The sequence below is a fragment of the Bacillus haimaensis genome (assembly GCF_048270625.1).
In the GTDB taxonomy this organism is placed as follows: Bacteria; Bacillota; Bacilli; order Bacillales; family Bacillaceae_I; genus Sutcliffiella_A; species Sutcliffiella_A haimaensis.
Genome location: NZ_CP158164.1, coordinates 3,527,621 through 3,551,890 on the forward strand (window position 1 = coordinate 3,527,621; position 24,270 = coordinate 3,551,890).

The window sequence follows — 24,270 nt, forward strand, 5'->3', positions numbered from 1 at the left end:
GATTACATCACCCTCTTTATCAAATGCTGCAGCCTTGCTTCCACTTCAAGGAGCTTGAAAGGCTTTGTCACATAATCATCTGCTCCAAGCTGCAGGGCTTTTTGAATATCCCTTTCACTTTTCCGCGAGGTTAACATCATTACTTTGAACTGATCATGACGCCTTTCGGAACGGAGCTTCTGCAACACTTCCAAGCCATCCATTTTCGGCATCATGCCATCAAGGATAATGACATATCGGTCGTTACTTTCCAGCCATTCAGATTCTAAAAAGCTTTTCCCATCTTCAAACGTTTCTAGTTCGATTTTTTTATTTGCAGGAAGCACCATTTTATCTATTACTTCGGAAAGCATCATTCTTACAATCTCATCATCATCCACAACGGCGACCTTAATACTTTGTAGAAAGTCCACTTGCTCCCCTTCATATGCCTCGATCCGGGCCTTCCCATTCTTTTTTGCTTCATATAGCGCTTTATCCGCACATTCCATGACTCGCTCTAATGCCAGGCCTGCATCCTTTACCTGAATCACTCCGCCTGAAAAGGAAACGGAAAACGGCAAGGCATCTCCATGAAATTTCAACTGCATAAAACCATTCAACAGCCGTTCCACCACGTTTTTCGCCTGCTCCTTTGAGGTATTAGGCATCAACAAGGCAAACTCTTCGCCACCATATCGGGCAAAAATATCTCCTGGCCTGATATGGTGCTTCATATACTCTGCCAGCCCTTTCAACACCTCATCACCAATCACATGACCATACGTATCATTAATATTCTTGAAGTGATCAAGATCAATGATTCCCAGGCTAAAAGTTTCTTTCCTTCTTACAAGATCCGCCTGCAGTTTTGCAAATACAGACTGAAAATATTTTCGGTTATAAGCCTTAGTCAGTTCATCCATCAATAACAGCTCATCATATTGCTTTTTTCTTTCCACTTGCCTCGAAATCCTTACAAAAAACTCTTCCAAATCAAAGGGCATACCCAAAAAATCATCCGCTCCAGCACGGAATGCATGTAACCGATTTACCCTTTCGGCATTTGCACTGATGACCATGATGGGTGTCAATAGCTTCTGCCCACTTGATTGAAGGCGCTTCAAAAAGGAAAGACCATTTTCACCCTCCCACTCCTCTTCTAATACAAGACAATCCGGTTTCACATCATAAAATGTATCCAATGCCTTTTCCATATCCGTACTAACCAATACATGAAAAGACCTTTCCTCCAAATACTCTTTCCATTCAACCAGTAAAGAAGCATCCGGATCGGCAATTAGAATCGTTGGACGCTCTGCAGGTTTGCTGGCCTTGAGACAATATCCAATGACATTCTGCAAAAATAGATGGGCCTCTTCCCACTTCCAAAGAAACTCCCCATCACCATCCATCTTCTCATATAACGCTTCTGCCATTTCTCCAAGCTCATCCAGCCCAACTGTCCTGGCAGTCCCTTTTATCGAATGAACAAAACGATATACTTCTTCATGAGGGATGTGGCGAGCGTCATCTTTCCACTTTTCCACTTGATTTAAGATGTTACCTATCAGTTTCGATTTATATTTTTCCAACAATATGCAACCTTTCCTTGAGGCAATCCCGACGATAATACCTCTCATTCCCAATACACTATTTCCAATTATAGAGATGTATCCTATCCATGTCATGAATATTTTTCAGGAATTCCCACCTTTAACAAAGAAGCAATATTAAGGGGACGGTTCTTTTGTCCCTATTCCAATATACCGTGCTAAAAATAAAAGGAACTACTCGGAAATAGTAGTCCCTTTTAGTAATATGCTTCCAAATTGATTTATTTCTTCAAGAATCGTAGATAGTTCCATTCCTCTTTCAGTTAAGGAATATTCTACTTGTACAGGAATGGAAGGAATGACTCTTCTTAAGATTAGGCCGCTGTTCTCTAATTCTCTTAAATGCTGACTTAATACTTTTTTACTGATACCAATAAGGATCCTTTGTAGTTGGCCAAATCGTTTCTTACCAAATTTGAGATTCCAGATGATTAATACCTTCCATTTTCCGCTAATTAAATCTACAACATAATCCACTGGACAAATATTCGTATTTTCCATATATCCTCCAAAGGGAAAGGGTAATGAAATAATACCATATTTTCATAATTTTCACATTATGCTGCCAGCTTAGTCCTTTCGAAATTCATTAACCAGTTGACCATTCTGATAATGGGAAAGGGGATGGAACGGTATAGTTGGTTCTTCAAAAATATGCAGTAGCCTTTTTTTATAATTTTCAAAGTAGTCATTTCTAATTTCCAGAGGAGCTGACGAGGGGAAGATAAAAGGCTCTAACACTTCTATTCCACTAAAATATAGTTTTTCATGCTGAATATTAAATAATCGTTCCTCTAACTTTCCCTTCAATCCAAATTCCCCATAGTTGTTCAAGTTGGGAGCACCATGGGTCACAGAGAGCATCGCCTTTTTCCCTCTTAGATTACCTTTGTCATAAGCACCGGGACCATAGGCAAATCCAAATGCGAATACACGATCAAACCAGCCCTTTAAGATGGCTGGTGCCTCTGTCCACCAAATCGGAAACTGGAAAATGACGAAGTCGGCCCACTCCAATTTTTCCTGTTCAAGCAGGATGTCTTGCGAAAAAGACTTATTTTTGGAAGCATTCATCTGTTCCGTTAAATAATTTAATTGGTGGGGATTTTTCCTTTCCCTAAAATCGTTTCCATCCGCTATGGCCTTGAAACTCATTTCATATAAATCCGAAATCCCTACGTTATGTCCCTGGGATTCAAGCAGGGAGCAGGCAAATTCCTTCAGACTCCCATTTAAGGATGTTGGCTCTGGGTGGGCATAGACTATCAAAATATTCATGTATTTTTCCCCCTGATCATTTATAAGCTTAACGATAAATGATTAGGAAGTTACTGACAATTAGGCACTTTCAGGTTGCTGGGTTACTGATTTGTTACCACTATATTCCCCACATAAAGAAGAAGCATCGGAACAGCCCGATGCTTCATTCTTTGTCAAAGTTATCAAGCAATGCCCTCACTTCATCTGTCGATTTCGTGTTCATCATTTGATTTCTTAATTCACCGGCTCCACGGAATCCCTTGACATAAATTTTGAAGAAGCGATGAAGCCCTGTGAATGAACGTGGTACTTCCTCCGCATATTGGTCTTGAAGATCAAGCTGCAGTCTTAAGAGATCAAGGTATTCTTTACTGCTATGCTCTTTTGGCTCTTTTTCAAATGCAAAAGGATTTTTGAAGATGCCTCGCCCGATCATGACGCCATCAATTCCATATTGTTCAGCAAGCTGCAGGCCCACTTGACGGTCGGGAATGTCTCCGTTGATGGTAAGTAGGGTATTAGGTGCGATGCGGTCGCGTAGATTTTTGATCTGCGGAATGAGTTCCCAATGTGCCGGTACTTCGCTCATTTCCTTTCTTGTACGTAAATGGATGGAAAGGTTCGCAATATCCTGTTTTAATATGTGCCCGAGCCACTCCTCCCACTCATCTACTTCAGTAAAGCCAAGTCGTGTTTTCACGCTGACAGGCAGTCCGCCCGCCTTTGCCGCTTGAATAAGCTCTGCCGCAACGTCCGGACGCAGGATAAGGCCGCTGCCTTTCCCTCTTGTGGCCACATTCGGTACAGGGCAGCCCATATTGATATCGATGCCTTTGAATCCCAGCTCCGCCATGCCAATGCTCATCTGCCGGAAATATTCGGGATTATCGCCCCAAATATGTGCCACAATCGGCTGTTCATCTTCTGTAAAAGTCAAACGGCCACGCACACTTTTGATACCCTCAGGATGACAATAGCTATCCGAGTTTGTAAACTCTGTGAAAAATACATCCGGTCGACCGGCTTCACTCACTACGTGACGAAACACTACATCTGTCACATCCTCCATTGGGGCAAGTACAAAAAATGGCCGTGGTAAATCACGCCAAAAATTATCTATCATGTCAAACTCAAATCCTCTCTATACGATACAACTTCTAACTCTCGGTCAAAAAATATTCTTTTACACTTATATCATGCTTCCTCACTTATTATCAATCATAAGTACAATTATAATTTGTGCAAATTGACAATGTTTATTTTAACGAAAATTGGTGCTGAATGGTATTTTTATTACCAATAAATCAGATGGTATTTTATTCATTAAACTTTAATGAAAATAAAAAAACCTGTAATCGTTAATTTCTTAACGCTTACAGGTTTCTATATACGAGTAGGTGCCAGTTACTTTCACGCCTTCCTCAACCTGAAGTAATACATCCAACTTCTCGCAATGAATGTCCCAAACATCATGATACAAAAGAAAAACATAATCGTATTCGTATTAAGTATCGTCCACGCTTCCTCACTGCGAAGCATATATCCTATGTTCATGCTTATAATAAAAAGATATAAAAGGACCATTGGCAGGAATAGCATGGTATAGGAAAAAGCCACTTTCCTGGCATGCTTGAGCTTATGGGTTTTGTCGCTGTACATGTTTGGTGCTGTTTCGCCTTCTTCGTATGGCTTGCTCCAGATGGTCCATTTTTGCAGCGCGGATCCTGAGCGGTATTCGTCCTTCCAGCCTGCTTGTCTATGAATCTCGAAATAGCTGTCTTTGGAGAGGTTCTGATAGTCTGCACTGAATTTGACCTTTTTTGGTTCGCCTCTCAGGAAGTAAAAGGTAGTGCCGAGTTTGTGTACGCGGTGGAGGCGATTTCCTTCTGCTGCCATTTGCTCCAGCCATTGCTCGAGTTTATCCGGGGAGTACATCCATCCGAACCTGAAGCGCTTGAAGAGAACACCTTCGCGTTTAAGTTCTTTTTCTTCTGCTTTGTTAAGGGGTTTCTTTTCCAGCGTGTGATGGCCTGTAAAGGTTGCTGGGTTCTCGTTCGATAGTGCTTTATTTGTCTTCTTTATTTTCCAGACAGAGTAGATCATGAAGATGTTGAAGGCTGTTGCTAGTGCCGCGCCGAGATAGGTGATGATCCAGAATGGGCTCTCCACCACTTCCACTTGGCCGCGTGAGAAAAAGACTGTGGAGAATATGGCTACATTCAGAAGCGTTGTACATGTAAAGTAGATGAGTAGGGCGATGAATGTGTACATGATATAGTTGTTTCGCTTGATGATGGCATCGCGACTGGTGGATGTGGTTACTTCTGCTTGCGGTCTTTCGTTTGCGATCACATACCACTTGCCGCTTTGGCTGACTTTTTCCCAAGCATCTCTGCGCAATGTTTGGGAAAGGGTTGCGGTCTGAATTTTATCGTAGCCGATCCGGTAGGTGACTTCCTTCGCTTCTCCCTTTGTAAAAGTGAAGCCGCGCTTGAATCTGTGCAGCTCTTTGAGATGATAGCCTGCCTTTGCCTGTTCGGAAAGCCATTGCTCCGTTTTCTGCACATCGTAGCTCCATAATGGTTTGAAAACTGTTTTCATAAAAATTCCCCCTTGTACTTCAATGCATTTCCGTGAAGCTCCTTCAGCCTCTCGATTTCTGCGGTAATCAAGGCCTTTCCGGTATCGGTGATTTCATACACCGTCTTTCTCTCTGCATCCGCAAACACCGTGATGACCCCATCCTTCTGCATTTTCGTCAGCGTTCCGTAGATCGTGCCCGAGCCCAAGCGTATCCGGCCATTGGAGATCTCCTCCACATGCTTGATGATCCCATAGCCATGCCGAGGCTCCGTCAATGACAGCAAAATGTAAAACGCCGTTTCTGTCATTGGTATGTACTTTTTTATCACTTTTGTCAGTTCCAATCCTGTCACCTCTTCTTTTTCGATACATCGCGGTGAGATATGTCATGATATGACTATATCACGTTGTGACATAATAAAACAAGAAGAATTGTAAAGATACGTGAAAGGAAACAAGGTAACGGTTCTCTGCTTTTGAAGCAGAGAACCGTTACCTTGTTTTTTTATCACCGTTGCTTAACAGGAATCCAAATTTCGCTTTTCACAGACTGTGAGGTTAAGTCTTTGGTTATGATGGAGAGGATTTCGGGGCCTTCCGCTATCTGATAAATGGAAGATGGAAACCACTCTGCGTATATCCTTCCCCAAGTAATCTGCAGCGTACTTGGAAAAGGTCCCATTGATTCAAATATCGCCCAGGTCAAGGCAGGTACTTCAAGTTTTGAAAAGCTTTCAGGGCATTTTTGGGTTGTTGCTACACCTATATACTGATCAAGCTCTCCTTTTTCTTCCATCCGCCCTTCAGAAAAGTTTGTAGAAGCTTGAATCATCCCTTGTGGCTCTACATTAGAGACTTTTTTCAATTGATCTATGTCTTCCATACTCAAAGATTTCCACATTGCTGTTATTTCCGGATTTTCTCCTTCAAATATGATAGGGACCCTTTTCATGATACCAACTATGTTAAATGCTTCTTTTTGTTCGATTCTGTAATTCATTTCATCTCCCCCTCTAATCGATAATTGAAAGGTCATAGATGGATATGTCTTTAACTGCTGTCCATTGTTTCTTGCTTCTGATGGAGTGACACCATGCAGATTGTAAAAAGCCCTGGTAAACGAATCGGGTGAGCTGTAGCCATATTTAATCGCAGCATCGATTATTTTCATTCTACTATTGGTTAACTCAAATGCTGCCAAACTAATTCGTCTACGGCGGATGTATTCTGATAATGTAATGCCGGCAAGAAAAGAAAACATTCTCTTAAAATGATATTCAGAACAATGAGCGATTCTCGCCACCTCTTTGAAGTCTATCTCGTCCGTAAGATTATCCTCGATATACCTCATGGCATCATTCATGCTTTTTAACAAATCCATTATACGACCTCCTTTCATTATTAGAATAACAGGAGTTGAAGGTAGCCTTCCGACTTTATGTGCACGAATTTGTCGGTTGCAGCGGAAGAATCCCTTCAGCAGACCTTGGCTTTTCCGTATCAATCAACACCCAAACCTCCGGAGGAAGATAAAGCCCTCGGAAAACTGTTCAAGCCATGGATCAGCGTGATCAGAGATACCAGTTCTCCGCTAAGTCAAATGGGGCCGAGGAACCTGTCCCTGTGGATCATATAGGATGCAGGATTTAATTATTCACTCTCTATAACCATCGCAGTCAGCCCTCTTTCTGTCTTAGTTTCATGCCATTCTTTTTTGTCCCAAAAGACAGCATCGCCTGTTTGTACTTTAGTGTATTCTTTATTATCCCCACATACATAACCTTCTCCACTCAGAATTAATAGTAGCTGGGGTACTACGGCTTGGTGATATCCAACGACTCCGTTCTCTTCTAGATACATACAACCTATGTGAGTCGGCTTCTCCGTTTGTATAACGCGGGTTATGAAAAAATCTGAATTAAACTTTGTAATTTCCTTACCACTATCTTTAGTAAATTTATATATTTTCATATGTACCTCCAAAGTTTAATTGTGAAAGGTTACTTCCTAGAGACTATTATCATATAATGGAAATTACACCAAGAACAGACTGTAAATTAATGGTTAAATGCTGTATAATAAAAAAGAGAGATGAATTCAGGGGAAATTGATTCCCGAGATTTCATCTCTCTTATTTTATTTGAAGTAACCACGAGAAAATAAAGACTTTGGTCCTTTGCTTCCGTTATTTTCCCCAAAACGCCTTCGCTTCATCTTCTAGCTTCTTTAACCTTTGATAGTAATCAGGGAACTCATTCAGATGCGCAAGCGCTATTTTCCCAGTAAGCAGTGGGTCATCACCGGTTACATTGGTTTGTGGAGATCTTTTACCATGTTCAAGCTCTGTATTTACACCGCTCCAAAATTCATAAAGCGAAAATGGGCTTGTTGAAAAATCAATTCCCAGTAGTAAAGCTATCGCCTTAGCCTCTTCCATGCTGAAACTACTTATAACTCTGTTGTTCGTTGACTGATAGGTTCTTCCAGTGTATGGGGAATAATAATATCGATATGGATAGTAATGCATCAGTACCCCTCCAAATTAGCATAGTCAAAGGTACTATATGATGCTTTTCGGCAGGTGTTCTAACAAAAAATGGATTTCCCAAAAATTGATGCTTCTAAATCAAACTGAAGTTATTCAGGGCCATATAGATTGGTAAGCATACTGAACCCAGAAAATATCGCAAACAAACAGCCAAATTATAACAAAGAAAAAAACAGGTGAAAAGCATTAACCCCCCCTGCATTTTTCATATGCTTTTAGTGTTCAATTTTCACCAAAGACACATCAATAATAAGGATACGGGGATATGACGACAAAGGGACGGTTCTCGGTTGCGATTTGTGAAAAGCACTCGACATGTGAAGTTTATATGTGGTAACACATGGTTGCTGGTGCATTCACATCCAATTTATAAGAGGTTATTTATGTTGAAAAGTCCGTTCTTTTTTCGTTTGGTTCTCGTCCTGCCCCCTGATGCTTTTCCTTAATCAAAATCACTCCAATTAGACCAAAAATAGAGAAGATGACTGGAGTGAAGAAACCGTAGTAGTATCCATCACCAATGCTACCTGAAGTTGACTGAAAATGATCCAATATATATCCAATGATGCTTGGCAGCAGTACTGCACTCAGAAATCCGCCCGTATTCGCAAACCCAGTTACAATGCCCGTTTCTGTTATAGGAAAAGTTTGACGAACGACTGCAAAGGTTAAGGAATTTGACCCAAATCCAAAGCCAATGATAAAGAAAAGGATAATCAGTAAATAAAATGGTGGATGCTCTCTAAATATTAGAAAGATGGACCAACACAATAAAACCGTGATATGAAAAACAATGTAAGGCCGTTTAATCGTTGCTAAACAACTTGAAATCCATCCAATCAGAGGTGCTCCAATAAGCGCTCCAATTAGACTAAACATGATAAGCTGACTTGCATCTAAGCGTGTCATTCCATACACATCCATCATATATGGCACTGCCCACGACCCTATAAATCCGATATACCCTCCGACAATCCCAAAGTGACACAAAAATAACGCCCATGCCTGCCGATTCGAGAGTATTCTTCGTAGTAGAACCGAAGTTTTTTCTCGTTGAATTTTTGAGGCTACAAAAAATGATTGCTGTGATTTTTTTACGAGGACAAAATAAAGGAAAATACTTAGTAAACATAAGAGGATTCCAGCTGAAAGAAATGCTCCCCTCCAACCAAGTAACACAATCAACGCGGAGAAAGGCACCGTTGCCAAAAGGAACCCCAGGCTACCTGTCATTCCTGCAAAACCAATTAATCGAGTAAATTCCTTCTCATTAAACCATTGACTTAAAATCAGCACCATATTGACCCAGATGGTCGCATCCCCTATTCCCGTAAGGATTCTTGCAAAAAACAGGACAAATTCATGTGTGCCAAAACTATAAATGATTGTACCTACACCTGTAAGGTTCGCCCCGATAATAAGTAAAAAATTTGGCCCATAACGATCAGCCAACATACCCATTGGAACCTGCAAACCAGTGTATACAAAAAATTGGATACTTGTCACTAATCCAACCGTTGCCGCTGTTACACCAAAATCGATCATCAATTGGTCTGTAATTAACCCCGGAGCCGTTCGCTGGCTCGACATTATTAAATATGTAAACAATACAGAAGTAAATATAACCCATCTAAATTTACTATTTTGATTGTCCATTGATATCTACTCCTGTTAGCTTTTACCTTATATATATGGGTTTCCTGTAACAGTAGAAACAGTATTTAAAATGAATCAAGGGGACCTGACCTGTGAGCACGAATAAAAGCATCCCAACATCTTATTGGAATGCATCAATACAAGTTGCTTTCAAAAGGTTCTATCATCAATAATAAGGATACGGTGGATATGGATATGGAGGATAAGGTGGATAGTAGTATGGATACGGATATGGTCTTGGAGCCAATAATGCTCCTGCAGCCAATCCTGTTACAAACGGAAGGCCAAAACCAAACCCAAAGCCTGGACGGCCAAATCCTAGACCCGGACGGAAACCAAAGCCTGAACCAAATCCCCCTAATCCAAACCCTGGACGACCTATTCTTCTCTCCTGACGAAAATCATGATAATTTATATTCACTATGCGTTGCCCCCCTTCAAGTTTCTCCATATCATCCTATTCAATGGACATACGTCTATAAACTTGTACCCATTAAGATGTGCGTTTGCCTACTTTATAAGTAGTCGATGAAGGAAAAGCATCGAGGACTTTTCCGATGCTTTTCACAAGAAAAAAGGCAGGTGATTATCCTTATCGGACACCTGCCTTTCTCATTATATCTTTAAAGGAAAACAACAACTACTTCAAATGGAGTCACCTTTAAGACATCCATTACTAACAGGTTAAGATTCAACAACTCTTGTCACTTTATGTCCGCACTCTTGGCACTTTCCTTTTAAAACGATTCCAAATTGATCGTCTTCAATCGTAAAACTCTCAATTGTAACGGCATCTGTACAATGCCTACAAAAAACATTTTTTGTTATCTGATTTCTTATATCTTTAGGAATGGAGAGCCATTTTTTATTTGCATCCATATAAAAACACCCCTCTTCATTCTATTTTTCAATAAGTTTACAGAACCGGTTAAAGGGGTTCAAGCACAGTTACTGCTTTCACGCGTAAGATCAAGGCGTAAACAGTTTCCAATTCCCTTCGGATACAACTTCGACCGCTCCATCGATTACTTTGATGGCGGTTTGATCATCCATTGCATACGCCGGCCCCTGCATCTTGGCTGCCCATTTCTCTGCAGCAGCCATCGTGTTATGCGGCAGCATCTCGTGATCCAGATGCGGGAACATTGCAAAATCGACCAGACCCAGCGCTTTATCACTACCGTTTGGTGGAGTCCAGCCAACGAAGAATTCCCCGATGTTAGGTGTCATCACCATGCTCCCAGCACTCATTCCCACATAGACTGAACGCAGCGACGGCAAGAGATCTGCCAGTCCGGACTGCCGCATCCAGTGGGACAGGTAGAGAGCGTCGCCGCCCGCCACCAGTAGGACGTCCGTCTCCCGTACCAGCGGCACCCAGCGTTCTTCGTCGATGCTTGGCAGCGCTGTGAGCTCCAGCACGCCGACGGACTTCCAGCCCAAGTCGACCATGGGATTCTCGGAATTTCCGCTGATGAACTCCCAGGCATTGACGCCGGGGCCTACCCAGGGGTGTCCGTACAACGCAGTGGGTATGCAAAGGGCGCTACACTCGGCAATCGGTTTGTCCAGCATATCCACCAACGCGTCATGTATGCTTTTGTTATTGACCCCTGCAGAAGTAAGCAAAAGTTTCATAACCCTCAACTCCTCGTTTATTATTAATTGCTAACAGTGTTTCCACTTACTCAAATACTTGACGCAACTCGATTTGACCTTCTCCATATCCTTGTGGGTCAGGCATCCGCATGGCCCACTCGACCGCTTCTTCCTTCGATTTCACATCAATCAGTATGAAGCCGGCAATCAATTCTTTCGTGTTTGAAAATGGACCTTCCGTAACCACGGGTTGTCCCCCGGTTCCGGAAACGAAAGGCGCATCCCATTTGAACTTGGATGAAGTCCTTTCGCCATGACCCGTACGCCAGCCTTCACTAATTCCTGATTGTACTTCGTCATGGCTTCCATTAGCTCTGGATTCGGGAGGTTGTTGCCTTCCGAATTCTTTGAGGCTTTGACAATCAACATAAATAGCATTATTTGTTCCTCCTTCTTTAGAAAAATCTCATTCGCATCCACTTGAGCGAAATAGACTATTATTCTCGCACCTTTGGCCAAGAGCCTTGCTGTTTGCGAATTAATACAATTTGTCCTGTATGATATACGTTGTGTAAAATTTGACGAGCCAGTCGCCCGGCAAGTTCCTCATCCAACTGGCTGTCTTTAACTTGAGCCAGTGATCTACGCAAACTTTCACAAATTTGGAGCGTGTCTGCCAAGACGGCATTCCACTTTTCAGAATCTGCCGGGTCACCGACATATCCAAATGTATCCTCTGCCAAGATTTCCTTCCATTTAGAATCTACTGTTTCCCCGATATCTCCAAATGTAGCCTTATTATTCGACACATTTTCCCCAGTGGTGGTGTCATTGACCTGTTTAACAAGCAGGGCGTTGTAATAGTTAAGATGTTTCACAGTTTGCCAAATTGTATTCCCTCCACCAGGGGGTTGCCAACTGGCATTTATGGAATTCAACCCCTTAAGCGCCGATTCCAGAGGTGCAAACCAGGTCTCTGTATCCCAACAAAAGTCATATTCCATGCGAAAAACATCCATCAGTTTCAGGTTCATTCATTTGCAATCTCCCCTCACTTTAAAGAATGTGGCTCTGTTCCTGATGCTTTTACTTATTCACTAGTTATTCGCATTCGACAAAACGCACAATAATTCCTGTTAAGATGAATCACAAAATAAAGAGGGACCTTTCCGGCTAGTCAGAAAGGTCCTCTATCGATTTCTTTATCTACTTAAAAATATACCATTATTTCTAGGTATCGAAGTCAGTTGGTTCAATTATACTTTCTTCTATGGAGAATATTTCTTGGGGAGCATCCACACCAGTTCTTACCCCAAATCATCAAAGTATAGCTTCACATCAACTGAAAAGAAATCTTCCATATAGTAAATAAAAAAATTTATTTCGCTCATAAATAGCCCAATATCTTGAGGTCTTTGTATACAATCCAAGAATACATTTTTCTTCCCTCTCTGTTTAAATGATCTGAATCGATAAAATAATCTTTGTTGTTTACGAATCTTTGATCACTCATATAATTTAAAAATGGGACATCTAATTCAAGAGGCTCTACGTACTGAAAAACAAGTCTATTCATGACTTCCTCAGTTAAATATTCTTGATAAGACTGATGTACTGGCTCCATGGTTAATACTACTTGGTAGCCTTTCTCTTTACAATAATCTACAATCTCTCTTAACTGCTTCACATTTTGTTCAATGTTATTATTTTCAACTGCTTCTCTGTATTCGTCTTCTACTCTCTCATACTTTCTTTCGGAGTAATTTTTGCCGTTATTTGCCCAAGGCTGATGAGCATTCCATCTAAATTCTTTCAATTTACCCGAGAGCGCTGAATGAAAACTCCCGTTATTTGCCCCGGGTAAGTACAAGTAACTGTAATAATCAAGTACACTAAACGGTTCAATATCGGTACGATCCAAAATTTTATAATAATTACCTACGTTCTTGGTCTCAGAATTTGCGAATGAAATTTGAGATATGGAAACGATCACTACACCACCAGGTTTAAGGTACTTGCCGTATTCTTTTAACAATTTAAAATCGTATTGAAGCGTCTGAGAAGGAAGTGCTAAGTCCAGATGGGATAAACCCGTAGGCTTAAAATAATAACCGTACATGGAGTGAGATGCACCCAGATTGATGATATCAACTGGATTTGGATTTTTCTTAAAAGCCAGTATTGCATGGCTAATGTTGTAATCATAAGAATCCTTTACGAATTTATTTACTGGCATAAACAGTAATATAACAACTGTAATGATTATTGTTAACTTAATGAATAGACGTCCCATAGCACATAGCAATTCCTTTCAAAACATTGTTTCTTTCCCATGGAATTTGTATTAAAATCCGCCATAAATAAACCCTTTACCCGTAACACCGAATATAAGGACTGATAGAATGATAAAAATATAAAATGCAAATCTAACAAATGTCGGGCGCTGCGATAGCAATTTCCATGTTGAAACATTTTTTCTTTCAATATACTGAAATAGTTGAAAAACAATAAAGAAAAATACAAAAATCACCAAATCTAGTAGCGTAAATATTTCAAACGCTTTAACGATTCCCAATGGATTCCAGGAGCTAATGGATAAGAAAAGTTGTGCATTTTCAAAAGCTTGTGTGACGGAATCTGATCGGTAAAAAACTCTAGAAAAGCAAACTAGTAGGAAGGTTATTGCAATTTTCACCCATTTATGGAACACTGGATTTCTATCCAAATGAATAAATGAAGCTACTTCTCCACGCAAATGTTTTGTATAATCTCCAAACACTCGATAAAACCCATGAATTAGACCCCATATAACAAAAGTCCAAGCGGCTCCGTGCCAAATTCCGCTTACTAAAAAAGTAATAACAATTGCTGCATAAATGTCACTTCTTTTCTTTTTCCCCTTACATAACGGGAAAAAGATATAGTCCCTTAGCCATGTAGAGAACGTTATATGCCATCTATTCCAAAAATCCGATATCGAAACTGCAAAATGCGGTTGCTTAAAGTTTTCTGCCAACTTTATCCCTAGCATTCTGGCACAACCGATGGCAATGTCACTCAACGCTGAAAAATCAGCGAACAATTGTATCGAGAATAGAATAGTAGCTAGAACGATTTGTGAACCAGTCGGGTTAGGATTATCGAAAACACTGGATACAATTGGAGCTAGCCGATCTGCAATTAATGTCTTCTTAAAAAAACCCCATGCAATTCGCTTCATCCCATAGCTTAAATTTTCATAATTCAAACTATGTTCCGCTTTTAATTGTGGAAGTAATTTCTTGGCACGTTCAATCGGCCCCGCAACCAATTGTGGGAAGAATGCAAAAAATATTGAAAAATAGCCGTAATGTCTTTCTGCTTTTTGTTTTCCATGGTAGATATCCACAAGGTAACTTACTGCCTGTAAAGTATAAAAAGAAATCGCTAATGGCAATACAATTTCCTGATATGGTATGGAATAATTCAAATTAAAGTAGTTTGCAACGGCTCGAAGCGATTCATTTACAAAATTAACATATTTAAACCAACCGAGAAAAAGCAATAGCACGGAAATCCCAACGAGCATGGCGTTTTTCTTCTGTCTTTTTGTCTCCTGTTTTTCAATTACAATTCCAGAAAAATAGGTAAATACTGTGCTTGCAAGTAGTAACGGTACAAATTGGATACTTAAGATCGCGTAAAAAACGTAACTTGCTACTAATAAAAGGACCCATCTGAATCGATGTGGGATTAAATAATAAGTAAAAACGATTATTGCAAAAAATAGGAGAAACTCAATTGATATAAAACTCATCCAACCACCTGTTAAAAAATAAACTTAAGATGTTTCTATAACTTATCCATGTTTAGGTAACTCGGAATAGAGGATTTTTCCATACTGATTACGTGGGATTTCCTCAATCCTAATAATCTTCATGCCCTTTAAGTTTAATTTTTCCTTAATATTTTTTTTAATTGGAACACCATCATCTTTTAATGTGTAAATATACATTTGGTCATCCGTCCCAGCGCAGATACAATCATGACCATGCTCAAATAAAAACCCTTCAACCTCGTCAAGGCTGATACGGTTCCCATAGACCTTAATCATTCTTTTGATTCGGCCACTTATATAAAAATACCCATCCTGATCAAAATAGGCCATATCACCAGTACGCAAAATACCGTTATTCTCATCTTCTTTTGAAAGATCGAATATCGACTCAGCATATCCCAAAGAAACATTTGGTCCTTTGTATATCAATTCGCCCTTAACGTTAGGCTCTGTAATTTTGTTGCCATTGTCATCATGCAGAATCAGCTCTCCACCTGGAATCGCAATACCAATACTTCCGACTTTTTCAAGATTTTTTTCGCATGGTAAATAGGCCATACGCGCCGTTGCTTCCGTTTGACCATACATGGAAAAGAATCGGATCCCTTTTTGATTGCATACGTTAGCAAATTTCGACGATAGAGTTGAACTTAATTTTCCACCTGCTTGAGTTAGTTTTTGTAAACTCGGAAGATTAAAATCTTCAAACTTCAGCCTATCAAGCATCTCATACACGAAAGGAACTCCGCCAAAAGTTGTTACTTCTTGATTTCTACATAAGTCCCAAAACTCTTTTTTCATGATGGATGCATCCGTTACAACTATCGTCGCTCCGCATATGAAATGACTATTGATGATAGAGAGACCATAGGAGTAATTCATTGGAAGTGTTGTGATAGGTTTATCCTCTGCATGGATGTCAAGGTACTTTGCTATTGATTCAGCATTTTTAAAAATATTTTCATAACTTAAACGAACAAATTTGGGGCTTCCAGTACTTCCAGAGGTTGTTAAAAGGAGCGCAAGACTTTCATGAAGATCATGTTGGAAAGATGACGGACATCTAAATAATGTGTAATCTCCAAATACAAATGTACGATCCATTTCATTTAATAGGTCTTGATTTTCGCTACTCGCCCAAATGTATGTAGGCTTATAAAGGTTAATCAACCTGCGCAACTGATCCATATGGATGGACGCGTCCAATAGTACAGGTACAACACCACCTCTAATAAAGCCCACATAGCCAAATAAAGATTCTTTATTATTTGAACATAAGCAAAAAACGAGCGTTCTTTCTCCTACTTCTCCACAGATAGCGTCAGCAATTTCTAACATTTCAGAGTAAGAATATTGTCGTTCAGCGTATACAGCGGTGAGGTTCTCAAAACACTCCAATTCTTGGAAACTAATCATTAATAAAGTCGACTCCCAAGCGTTTCAACAACTCAATTCCTGATAGGTAAGAGTTGAACTCTGTAATCCATTCTGAATCTATTGAGACATCAAAAACATCCTCCATCTCAGAAATGAGGGCCATATGTCCAATTGAATCCCACTCTCTTATTTCTCCAAGTGTTAAATTTTCATTTACATCATTTTCCTCTATGTCCAGCGCATCGATAAATGTATTTCTATATTTTTCTATATTTCTCATCCATTTACACCCTCTCAATAATTCTCAGCTGTATGAAAATCTTGTTAGCTCAAACAGTTTCTATATATCTAATAAACTTTTCTAATGTCCAGCAACCACATCTTGAAAATGCTACACCTGAATTTTAGGGTAGCATAATCTCTATTTCTGTCTGATGTTATACTTTTTTGTCTAGGTTCATGCACACGTTAACTCGATTTCTAGAGTACTGAAAAAAGAACTTACTCGAATCAAAAATTATTTTTCATTGAGACACCACAAATTCTCATACTTATTGATAACAATAATCATTTTCATATAAGATTCTAGCATATCGCTTTTCAAAAGGTCAATAACTCACGCAACCTTATTAAAGATGGTATTTACCTCCTCTAAGTCACGTATTCTTTTAAAAGTTCTTTATTTTCCTTGTCATCAAGTTTTAGATTCCCTCTACCAACAAAAGCAGCTTCTCTGTACTGGATTTCTTAACCCAATTGTAATGTTTCTTCTGCAAGATACAGCTCACGTGCAATCTCCGCAACCCTCTTGTCACTTTCAACTAACTGAACAGCCTCTCAACAAAAGCTTGATAACAAGCAAATAGAAGTTAAAAATGCGAAAAAATTTATAAATATGATCCCTTTTGAAAAAATCAAGAATGATGAGTATTTAGAAAGGGGGGAAGTTAATACTTGCTCAAGTCTCGGAAAAGAAAAATGAAATGATTTCATTGCGTGAAAGTGAAAAAGTCATGGATAATATCAAAAACTAAAACAAGAGCTTATCAAATTCAAATAATTTGAGAAGCGCTTAAATTTTTTATAGACCGATCAACCGAGTCTATATAAAAAAAATGGCACTCCGATAATACATTACCTGTGTGCCCCTCAAACAATTAAATAGAAGCAGGTTCCCCCTTTATCGGGGACCTGCTTCTTCTTTTAGAATTATCTGGGATACTACCTCAACATGCACCGTATGCGGAAACATATCCACCGGCTGCACCTCGACTGTCTTATATCCTCCATCCTCGAGCACTCGCAGATCACGCGCAAGTGTCGCTGGATTACAGGATACATAGACCACTCGCTTCGGTTTCATTTCTTTGATGGTCTGCAGTAATGCTTCATCACAGCCTTTTCTTGGTGGATCGACCACGAGGACATCGGCTGTGTTTCCTTCTTTGTACCATTTCGGGATGACGACTTCAGCTTCCCCGACTGCAAACTCTGCGTTATTAATCTCGTTCAGCTCTGCGTTTCTCTTGGCATCTTCGATGGCTTCAGGGACGATTTCGACTCCGAATACTTTTCGGGCTTTCTTGGCAAGGAACAATGAAATGGTTCCGATGCCACAGTAGGCGTCGATGACACTTTCCTCGCCTGTCAGGCCTGCATATTCGAGCGCCTTTTCATACAGGACCTTCGTTTGTTCCGGGTTGACCTGGTAGAAGGATCTTGCAGAAATGGCGAATTTGATGTCTCCGATATAGTCGTAGATGTACTCGTTGCCCCAAAGGACGCGGGTTTCGTCGCCAAAGATGACGTTGGTTTTCTTCGGATTCACGTTTTGCACAACTGACTTCACTTCCGGCAATGCCGCGGCGATTTCTTCGACGATTGCCTTTCGGTTTGGGATGTCCGGGGTGCGGGTGATCAGCACGACCATCACTTCCCCAGTGACAAGGCCATAGCGCGCCATCACATGTCTTAGTGTTCCTTTTTGTGTTTTTTCATTGTAAGCGCGAACGCCATGCTTCTCACAGATCTCACGGACGGTTTGCACGACCGCATCGTTGATTTCCTGCTGGATGAGGCATTCCTTCATATCGATGATCTCGTGGCTGCGCTGCTGATAGAAACCGGCGATCAGGCCGCCTTCGCGTTCACCGATCGGGACCTGGGCTTTGTTGCGATAGCGCCAAGGGTTGTGATCCATTCCGAGTACGGGGTGGACCGGTATGTCCTTTAAGTGTCCGATGCGCTCAAGGACGTCCTGGACCTGTTTTCTTTTGGCGATAAGCTGACCCTCATAGCTCAGATGCTGAAGCTGACAGCCGCCGCATTGCTTGTAGATCGGGCAAGGTGCATCCACACGGTGCGGGCTTGGCTTTTTGATTTCTTCCAAGCGACCGAATGCATAGCCTTTCTTGACCTTGATGACTTTTATCATTACATCCTCATCCGGGAGGGCATTCTGGATAAAAATCGGAAAGCCGTCTATTTTCGCTACTCCGGCACCGTCATGCGTCAAATCCTGGACAGTGACATCGTAAAATTCGTTTTTTTGTACAGGTAATTCTGTCATAATTATTCTCTTCCTTCACGTTAACATGCTTTTCCGATTGTACCATATGAAGGGAGGCGGGGAAAGCAAGGGGACGGTTCTCTGCTTCGGAAGCAGAGAACCGCCCCCTTGCACCTTTTTTTCGAGGGGGCGAACCTCGATTCCCTTACAATAAATGGATTGTTGCTCATTTACAACAGTTTATTGAATAATTTAAGATATTTATCGCATAACTCTATTCGTTTATTGATCTATTCCTGTCATTTATTGATTACTCTCCTTGCACCTTCTGAAGTTTAATTAATTCAGTGATTTTCTCATCGTCACCTGGATCCACGTACACAAGCTCTGTGTTTTCTATAATGCTCTCTGTTAATTTTTTCATATAATTCTCATCCAGGTCATCAGGGACATTCGTTTCCCAGCGTAAAGGGACGTTGTACACGTTAATCGTGCCATCTCCATTACCACTATAGGTGACTGATCCATCTACAAGACGGCTGCCTGCCAACTGGATGACATCTTCCGGATAGTTGGCACTGGTGTCGTCATTGGGATTGATGGGAGTGCCTGCAGGAATAAGATGTGCATTCAATTCGTCGATTTCTTGATTGGGTCCAAGGAGCAGCCAGACGCGGGCATATTCGATCTGCTTAGGGGTATACCCGGATAAATCTCCTTTATCGCCTGCCTTTAGATCCCTATTTTCAAAATCCTGTATCAGCAATACAGAGAACTCCCCATCATAGGACACCCAATTTACCGAATCGATATGGATATCCTCCTCGATTTGTGGCAATTCGTCCATGATTTTTTTCGCCATTTCATTCATGGTTTCTATTTCTTCATACACTTTTACATGACCATTCTTGAACTTTTCATCCATCCCGTCACTATACTCTTTAGTATCCGGGAGGACCTTAACCGTATAGTCTGTCCGCCCAGTGTCTTCATTTTCCCATTTTTCCGCCACATAATGGACGTTATCCATCGCGTAATTCTCATTCAGGTATTTTCCCATGTCAAAGTTAGGGGTACTGCCTTCTGTTTTATTTGACGGATTTTCTGTCCCTTCCTTTGACTCGATTTCTGTTTTTGGTGAAGCTTGTTCGTCTCTAACTTCCTGTTTCTTGTCATCCTGTTTATCACCGGTCGCCTGCTCCCCACTTTCTGTGGACTTGGAACAAGCTCCAAATACGAGCAAGATTCCCGCTAGCAAGATAATAAAAGCTATTTTTTTCAAATCTTCCACATCCTTTAATGTACTTCAGTTACTTTTCTAAAAATCCTTTTTTAAAAGTTAATTTCTTTATCTTTTTTGAATCCCTTGGGCCACAACGACTTTTGAATTTTTTAATCAAACGTTTGTTTAAAAAAAGCTATTTCAAAAGACCATATTCATTCCGAGCTTCAATAGTATGAATACTTCCTTCTTCCACTCATAAACATGGATTTATATTGAAATATGTATTAAACTAGCTTAGTGAGAATGATTATCAAATTCAAGTATGTATATTTCACATTGACTCTATGAATACAGTTGAAAAGGAGATTCTACGATGGAGCATGCAAAATCAAGATTAGCCGAGATCATTCGCGAGCGCCGTTCGGTCAAAGCTGGTTATACCGATAAGGAAGTATCACAGGAGACCGTGCTTGAGCTGTTGAACGATGCCATCTGGGCGCCAAACCATGGGTTGCGGGAGCCTTGGCGCTTTATTTTTGTCTCATCAGCCGAGAAGGAAGGCTTTGTGGAGGATCTCGTCAAAACGTTTCCTCCAGATATGCAGGAGAACCGGCGGAACTATTTCAGCCAACCTGCCGCATTCCTCATCGTCGTGATGGCGGAGGACCCGAGACAAAAGCAATGGGAAGAGAATTTCGGTGCAGTCAGCTCGCTTATCCAAAACTTCCAGCTGCTAGCTTGGGAACAAAAGCTTGGAGTGGTATGGAAAACAAACTCCCATATCTATGATCCAAAAGTGCGTGACCTATTAGCCGTCAAGCCTGGAGAGAAGATTGCCGGGTTCCTGCACTTGGGTTATTTTGAAACACTTCCCCCACAGAGAACGCGCACACCCGCAGAAGCTAAACTGACGGTCTATAAGAAATAGCAGGGACAGGTACCTCGGCCCACTCAGAGTTTTTGTGCTGAGGTCCTCCTCGCTTGTTGAATAATCGAGCTAAAAGCACCTTTACTATTTGTAGCTCGTCCCACTTTATAGGGTATTTTTAAATTTTTCCGGCTTTTTCACATAACCTTCAATGATATAACCACATTCCGTGCATATGATGTACTCGACTTCACAGCCTAAACTCATTTTATTTATCGGGAACATCCCTCCATGGCCACTTTCCTTTCCCGCCCCCAATTCCTTCGCACCGCATTTCGGACATTTGTTGCTTTCATATGTGAACCCCCTTTTGACTTTCTACTTATTATAACGAGTTAGGCTGTTGATTCGTTTCATTTTTCCAACTATTTGTCAGCAAAACCTTTTCTGAAAAACCTTTTTTATAAGTTGATTTCTATTATTTTTTCCAATCCCTTGAGCCGCAATAGCTCTCGGATTTTTTAATCAAACGTTTGTTTAAAAATTGCTATGTCAGGAAAATCCACGTTGTTTTCCCCTCTTTCAAAAAAACGACCCTCTTTAGAAGAAGGTCGGTTTCTTGTCAAATTTTCCTAATCGGCATTGCGGACAATCAAATAGATGATGAAGCCGATCGGGCCGAGCAGGAAGACGACGAGGGCCCAGAGACAGCCGATGTTCGAGCCCCTCTTTTCTGAAGCGTCACTGTACACCCAGAACAGGGCGATGATTCCAATCGCAAACCAGAGTAAACCGAAGATTGCTTCCATGGTGCGTCACTCCCCTGACTATTTGTTTCGTACAATCAAGTAGGCAATCAAGCCGATCGGGCCGGCGGCGAATACAACAAGCGCCCAGAGGCAACCGAGATTTGTACCCTGTTTATCCTTAGCATCGGAGTATACCCAGAACACTGCGACGATACTTAAGATCCAAATTAGAAAAATGGCGATAAAAATTAATGATTCCAATGTTTTCCCTCCTATCGGGATGATTTCTACTTTATTCTACGAGTATATGAGCCAATAAGTTTCATTTTTCCAATTTGTTTAAAATGAGGGATTTAGGGGAAATTAAGACCAATTTCATTATTATATATTAGGAGGGTCTTATAACTTGAAACGAATATTCGGTGTCCTTCAAAAAGTCGGGAAAGCGTTGATGCTGCCGGTGGCGCTGTTGCCTGCTGCGGGTATCCTGCTTGCCTTGGGTAATGCCTTGAAAGAAGAAAATCTGATTGAGCTGATGCCGTTCCTTGCAGTTGACTGGGTGCAGATGGTGGCGTCCGTCATGGATGCTGCAGGTGGTATTGTATTTGGAAATCTCCCTGTGCTCTTTGCCGTCGGAGTGGCAGTTGGACTTGCTGGCGGGGAAGGGGTTGCCGCGCTTGCTGCGATCATCGGCTACCTTATCATGAATGCGACGATGGGTGTTGTGCTCGGGGTCGATGAAGGGATGCTTGAGAATCCTGCATACGCCAACGTTCTCGGGATTAATACGCTTCAGACCGGGGTGTTCGGCGGGGTAATTGTCGGGATACTCGGGGCTTTTATGTACAACAAGTACTACAATATTGAGCTGCCTTCCTATCTCGGATTCTTTGCAGGGAAGCGATTTGTTCCGATTGCGACCGCAGCCTCTGCCGTTGTGCTTGGTATTTTGATGACATTCATTTGGCCACCTATCCAGGGCGGCTTGAACACCCTTTCGGAAAGCATGATCAACACGAACCTGACCTTGTCCGCCTTTATCTTCGGGGTCATTGAGCGTGCCTTGATTCCGTTTGGTCTGCATCATATTTTCTACTCACCGTTCTGGTTTGAGTTTGGCTCCTATACGAATGAGGCCGGTCAGGTTGTCCGCGGGGATCAGGCGATTTTCTTCGCCCAGCTGCGCGACGGCATTAAGCCGACTGCCGGAACGTTCATGACCGGTAAATTCCCGTTCATGATGTTCGGTCTGCCTGCTGCGGCACTGGCGATCTATCATACGGCACGACCTGAAAAGAAGAAGGTGGTCGGCGGAATCATGGCCTCTGCTGCTCTTACTTCCTTTTTAACAGGGATCACCGAGCCGATAGAATTCTCGTTCCTCTTTGTGGCACCTGTCCTCTTTGGAATTCATACCTTGTTTGCGGGACTATCCTTCATGGTGATGCATATCCTAGATGTCAAAATCGGGATGACATTCTCCGGAGGGGTCATCGATTACCTACTCTTCGGGGTCGTGCCGAATCGGACAGCCTGGTGGCTCGTCATTCCGGTCGGTCTCTGCTTTTCGGTCATCTACTACTTCGGTTTCCGCTTTGCGATCCAGAAGTTCAACCTGCAGACTCCAGGTCGTGAGGATGTCGACGAGGACGAAGATGGGACAAGTACCTCCACAGCGGGCGACCTTCCTTTTGACGTCTTGGAGGCGATGGGTGGAAAAGAGAACATCTCCCACCTCGATGCGTGTATCACAAGGCTTCGCGTACAGGTCAATGAAGTCAGCATGGTCGATAAAAATCGTTTGAAAAAGCTTGGCGCTTCCGGCGTGCTCGAAGTCGGAAACAACATCCAGGCAATTTTCGGACCAAAATCGGATACGCTGAAGTCTCAGATTAAGGATGTCATGGACGGCAAAACGCCTCGTCCAGCAAAAACGGAACCAACAAAAGAAGTCGAACAGCAAATCGAAGAGGTCAATCCGGATGCCCTGCAGACGCACTCCGAATCAGAAGGCTTCCTCTCCCCGATCAAAGGGGAAATCAAGCCGCTTGATGACGTGCCAGATCAGGTATTCTCTGGAAAAATGATGGGCGACGGCTTTGCGATTTTGCCGACAGAAGGTGTAGTGGTATCTCCAGTCGACGGCGAAATCGTGAACCTGTTCCCGACGAAGCATGCAATCGGAATCCAGTCGGATGGCGGCCGTGAAATTCTGATCCACGTCGGAATCGATACGGTCAACCTGAAGGGTCAAGGCTTTGAAGCACTTGTCGCACAAGGCGATAAGGTCACGAAAGGCCAGGAGTTGCTTCGTTTTGACATTGAATTCTTAAAGCAGAATGCGCCATCGATCATCACCCCGATCATTTTCACGAACCTGCAGGACAATGAAAAGGTTAAGCTGAATAAGCATGGGGAAGTGGCGTTGAAGGAAGAGGATATTGTGGAGATTTCGAAGGGGTAGATATCGCTGCATAACGAAAA

At 41.7% G+C, this 24,270-nt stretch carries 24 protein-coding genes and 2 pseudogenes; 2 read left to right on the forward strand and 24 right to left on the reverse strand.

Annotation, left to right across the window (positions count from 1 at the left end):
- Positions 1-2: 2 nt before the first annotated feature.
- The 22 genes and pseudogenes from ABN702_RS17925 to ABN702_RS18030 form a co-directional block, all read right to left on the reverse strand.
- A complete protein-coding gene (locus ABN702_RS17925; RefSeq protein ID WP_417898115.1) occupies positions 3-1,574 on the reverse strand; it encodes a diguanylate cyclase in 1,572 nt (523 codons plus the stop codon).
- Between the two features lie 195 nt (positions 1,575-1,769).
- A complete protein-coding gene (locus tag ABN702_RS17930) occupies positions 1,770-2,096 on the reverse strand; it encodes a winged helix-turn-helix transcriptional regulator (RefSeq protein ID WP_417898116.1) in 327 nt (108 codons plus the stop codon).
- Between the two features lie 69 nt (positions 2,097-2,165).
- A complete protein-coding gene (locus ABN702_RS17935; RefSeq protein ID WP_417898117.1) occupies positions 2,166-2,873 on the reverse strand; it encodes an NAD(P)H-dependent oxidoreductase in 708 nt (235 codons plus the stop codon).
- Positions 2,874-3,018: 145 nt separating this feature from the next.
- A complete protein-coding gene (locus tag ABN702_RS17940; protein ID WP_417898118.1) occupies positions 3,019-3,978 on the reverse strand; it encodes a tRNA dihydrouridine synthase in 960 nt (319 codons plus the stop codon).
- A 287-nt stretch (positions 3,979-4,265) separates the two neighbouring features.
- On the reverse strand, positions 4,266-5,456 hold the full coding sequence (locus tag ABN702_RS17945) for a DUF2812 domain-containing protein (RefSeq protein WP_417898119.1): 1,191 nt from the start codon (positions 5,454-5,456) through the stop codon (positions 4,266-4,268).
- Positions 5,453-5,782 (reverse strand): PadR family transcriptional regulator, encoded by a 330-nt coding sequence (locus ABN702_RS17950; protein ID WP_417898120.1) that lies wholly within the window; start codon positions 5,780-5,782, stop codon positions 5,453-5,455. Before ABN702_RS17950 ends, ABN702_RS17945 begins: the two co-directional genes overlap by 4 nt.
- 164 nt (positions 5,783-5,946) lie before the next feature.
- The gene (locus ABN702_RS17955; RefSeq protein ID WP_417898121.1) at positions 5,947-6,819 is read right to left on the reverse strand and encodes an AraC family transcriptional regulator; all 873 of its coding nucleotides are present in this window, start codon (positions 6,817-6,819) and stop codon (positions 5,947-5,949) included.
- A 269-nt stretch (positions 6,820-7,088) separates the two neighbouring features.
- On the reverse strand, positions 7,089-7,409 hold the full coding sequence (locus tag ABN702_RS17960; protein ID WP_417898122.1) for a cupin domain-containing protein: 321 nt from the start codon (positions 7,407-7,409) through the stop codon (positions 7,089-7,091).
- Between the two features lie 214 nt (positions 7,410-7,623).
- On the reverse strand, positions 7,624-7,965 hold the full coding sequence (locus ABN702_RS17965) for a DUF5661 family protein (RefSeq protein ID WP_417898123.1): 342 nt from the start codon (positions 7,963-7,965) through the stop codon (positions 7,624-7,626).
- A 402-nt stretch (positions 7,966-8,367) separates the two neighbouring features.
- The gene (locus tag ABN702_RS17970) at positions 8,368-9,642 is read right to left on the reverse strand and encodes an MFS transporter (RefSeq protein WP_417898124.1); all 1,275 of its coding nucleotides are present in this window, start codon (positions 9,640-9,642) and stop codon (positions 8,368-8,370) included.
- A 166-nt stretch (positions 9,643-9,808) separates the two neighbouring features.
- Positions 9,809-10,063 (reverse strand): spore coat protein, encoded by a 255-nt coding sequence (locus ABN702_RS17975; protein WP_417898125.1) that lies wholly within the window; start codon positions 10,061-10,063, stop codon positions 9,809-9,811.
- 263 nt (positions 10,064-10,326) lie between these two features.
- A complete protein-coding gene (locus ABN702_RS17980) occupies positions 10,327-10,521 on the reverse strand; it encodes a hypothetical protein (protein ID WP_417898126.1) in 195 nt (64 codons plus the stop codon).
- 90 nt (positions 10,522-10,611) lie between these two features.
- Positions 10,612-11,280, reverse strand: coding sequence for a Type 1 glutamine amidotransferase-like domain-containing protein (locus ABN702_RS17985; protein ID WP_417898127.1), 669 nt, complete (start codon positions 11,278-11,280; stop codon positions 10,612-10,614).
- A 46-nt stretch (positions 11,281-11,326) separates the two neighbouring features.
- A pseudogene (locus ABN702_RS17990) lies at positions 11,327-11,679 on the reverse strand (YciI family protein).
- A 59-nt stretch (positions 11,680-11,738) separates the two neighbouring features.
- Positions 11,739-12,275 carry a DinB family protein gene (locus ABN702_RS17995; protein ID WP_417898128.1) on the reverse strand — a complete coding sequence of 179 codons (537 nt, stop codon included), beginning with the start codon at positions 12,273-12,275 and terminating at the stop codon, positions 11,739-11,741.
- 353 nt (positions 12,276-12,628) lie between these two features.
- Complete coding sequence (locus ABN702_RS18000; protein ID WP_417898129.1) at positions 12,629-13,534, reverse strand: hypothetical protein; 906 nt, start codon at positions 13,532-13,534, stop codon at positions 12,629-12,631.
- A 51-nt stretch (positions 13,535-13,585) separates the two neighbouring features.
- Positions 13,586-15,037, reverse strand: coding sequence for an MBOAT family O-acyltransferase (locus ABN702_RS18005; protein WP_417898130.1), 1,452 nt, complete (start codon positions 15,035-15,037; stop codon positions 13,586-13,588).
- A 42-nt stretch (positions 15,038-15,079) separates the two neighbouring features.
- The gene (locus ABN702_RS18010) at positions 15,080-16,474 is read right to left on the reverse strand and encodes an AMP-binding protein (RefSeq protein ID WP_417898131.1); all 1,395 of its coding nucleotides are present in this window, start codon (positions 16,472-16,474) and stop codon (positions 15,080-15,082) included.
- A complete protein-coding gene (locus tag ABN702_RS18015; protein ID WP_417898132.1) occupies positions 16,467-16,715 on the reverse strand; it encodes an acyl carrier protein in 249 nt (82 codons plus the stop codon). Before ABN702_RS18015 ends, ABN702_RS18010 begins: the two co-directional genes overlap by 8 nt.
- A gap of 345 nt (positions 16,716-17,060) precedes the next feature.
- Positions 17,061-17,272, reverse strand: a pseudogene (locus ABN702_RS18020) (transposase); the annotation flags it as partial.
- 343 nt (positions 17,273-17,615) lie between these two features.
- On the reverse strand, positions 17,616-19,007 hold the full coding sequence (gene rlmD / locus ABN702_RS18025) for a 23S rRNA (uracil(1939)-C(5))-methyltransferase RlmD (RefSeq protein WP_417900958.1): 1,392 nt from the start codon (positions 19,005-19,007) through the stop codon (positions 17,616-17,618).
- Positions 19,008-19,254: 247 nt separating this feature from the next.
- Positions 19,255-20,226, reverse strand: a complete 972-nt coding sequence (locus ABN702_RS18030) for a hypothetical protein (RefSeq protein ID WP_417898133.1) — start codon at positions 20,224-20,226, stop codon at positions 19,255-19,257.
- 316 nt (positions 20,227-20,542) lie between these two features.
- Between ABN702_RS18030 and ABN702_RS18035 the strand changes: the two genes are divergently transcribed.
- Positions 20,543-21,097 (forward strand): nitroreductase, encoded by a 555-nt coding sequence (locus tag ABN702_RS18035; protein WP_417898134.1) that lies wholly within the window; start codon positions 20,543-20,545, stop codon positions 21,095-21,097.
- Positions 21,098-21,669: 572 nt separating this feature from the next.
- Here ABN702_RS18035 and ABN702_RS18040 read toward each other — a convergent pair.
- On the reverse strand, positions 21,670-21,846 hold the full coding sequence (locus ABN702_RS18040) for a hypothetical protein (RefSeq protein ID WP_386640241.1): 177 nt from the start codon (positions 21,844-21,846) through the stop codon (positions 21,670-21,672).
- 18 nt (positions 21,847-21,864) lie between these two features.
- Positions 21,865-22,047 (reverse strand): hypothetical protein, encoded by a 183-nt coding sequence (locus ABN702_RS18045; RefSeq protein ID WP_417898135.1) that lies wholly within the window; start codon positions 22,045-22,047, stop codon positions 21,865-21,867.
- 145 nt (positions 22,048-22,192) lie between these two features.
- On the opposite strand from ABN702_RS18045, the gene ptsG reads away from it, so the two are divergent.
- Entirely contained in the window at positions 22,193-24,250 is a 2,058-nt protein-coding gene (gene ptsG / locus ABN702_RS18050; protein ID WP_417898136.1) for a glucose-specific PTS transporter subunit IIBC, read from the forward strand.
- The last annotated feature ends 20 nt before the right edge of the window (positions 24,251-24,270 follow it).

What these genes read in the sequence shown, in the direction of transcription:
- ABN702_RS18005 (WP_417898130.1), bottom strand. Translation starts at nt 15,037, where the DNA reads ATGAGTTTTATATCAATTGAGTTTCTCCTATTTTTTGCAATAATCGTT.
- ABN702_RS17970 (WP_417898124.1), bottom strand. Translation starts at nt 9,642, where the DNA reads ATGGACAATCAAAATAGTAAATTTAGATGGGTTATATTTACTTCTGTA.
- ABN702_RS18035 (WP_417898134.1), top strand. Translation starts at nt 20,543, where the DNA reads ATGGAGCATGCAAAATCAAGATTAGCCGAGATCATTCGCGAGCGCCGT.
- ABN702_RS18015 (WP_417898132.1), bottom strand. Translation starts at nt 16,715, where the DNA reads ATGAGAAATATAGAAAAATATAGAAATACATTTATCGATGCGCTGGAC.
- ABN702_RS18000 (WP_417898129.1), bottom strand. Translation starts at nt 13,534, where the DNA reads ATGGGACGTCTATTCATTAAGTTAACAATAATCATTACAGTTGTTATA.
- ABN702_RS17945 (WP_417898119.1), bottom strand. Translation starts at nt 5,456, where the DNA reads ATGAAAACAGTTTTCAAACCATTATGGAGCTACGATGTGCAGAAAACG.
- ABN702_RS17935 (WP_417898117.1), bottom strand. Translation starts at nt 2,873, where the DNA reads ATGAATATTTTGATAGTCTATGCCCACCCAGAGCCAACATCCTTAAAT.
- ABN702_RS17960 (WP_417898122.1), bottom strand. Translation starts at nt 7,409, where the DNA reads ATGAAAATATATAAATTTACTAAAGATAGTGGTAAGGAAATTACAAAG.
- ABN702_RS17995 (WP_417898128.1), bottom strand. Translation starts at nt 12,275, where the DNA reads ATGAACCTGAAACTGATGGATGTTTTTCGCATGGAATATGACTTTTGT.
- ABN702_RS17940 (WP_417898118.1), bottom strand. Translation starts at nt 3,978, where the DNA reads ATGATAGATAATTTTTGGCGTGATTTACCACGGCCATTTTTTGTACTT.
- ABN702_RS17930 (WP_417898116.1), bottom strand. Translation starts at nt 2,096, where the DNA reads ATGGAAAATACGAATATTTGTCCAGTGGATTATGTTGTAGATTTAATT.
- ABN702_RS18010 (WP_417898131.1), bottom strand. Translation starts at nt 16,474, where the DNA reads ATGATTAGTTTCCAAGAATTGGAGTGTTTTGAGAACCTCACCGCTGTA.
- ABN702_RS17955 (WP_417898121.1), bottom strand. Translation starts at nt 6,819, where the DNA reads ATGGATTTGTTAAAAAGCATGAATGATGCCATGAGGTATATCGAGGAT.
- ABN702_RS17985 (WP_417898127.1), bottom strand. Translation starts at nt 11,280, where the DNA reads ATGAAACTTTTGCTTACTTCTGCAGGGGTCAATAACAAAAGCATACAT.
- ABN702_RS18040 (WP_386640241.1), bottom strand. Translation starts at nt 21,846, where the DNA reads ATGGAAGCAATCTTCGGTTTACTCTGGTTTGCGATTGGAATCATCGCC.
- ABN702_RS17965 (WP_417898123.1), bottom strand. Translation starts at nt 7,965, where the DNA reads ATGCATTACTATCCATATCGATATTATTATTCCCCATACACTGGAAGA.
- ABN702_RS17980 (WP_417898126.1), bottom strand. Translation starts at nt 10,521, where the DNA reads ATGGATGCAAATAAAAAATGGCTCTCCATTCCTAAAGATATAAGAAAT.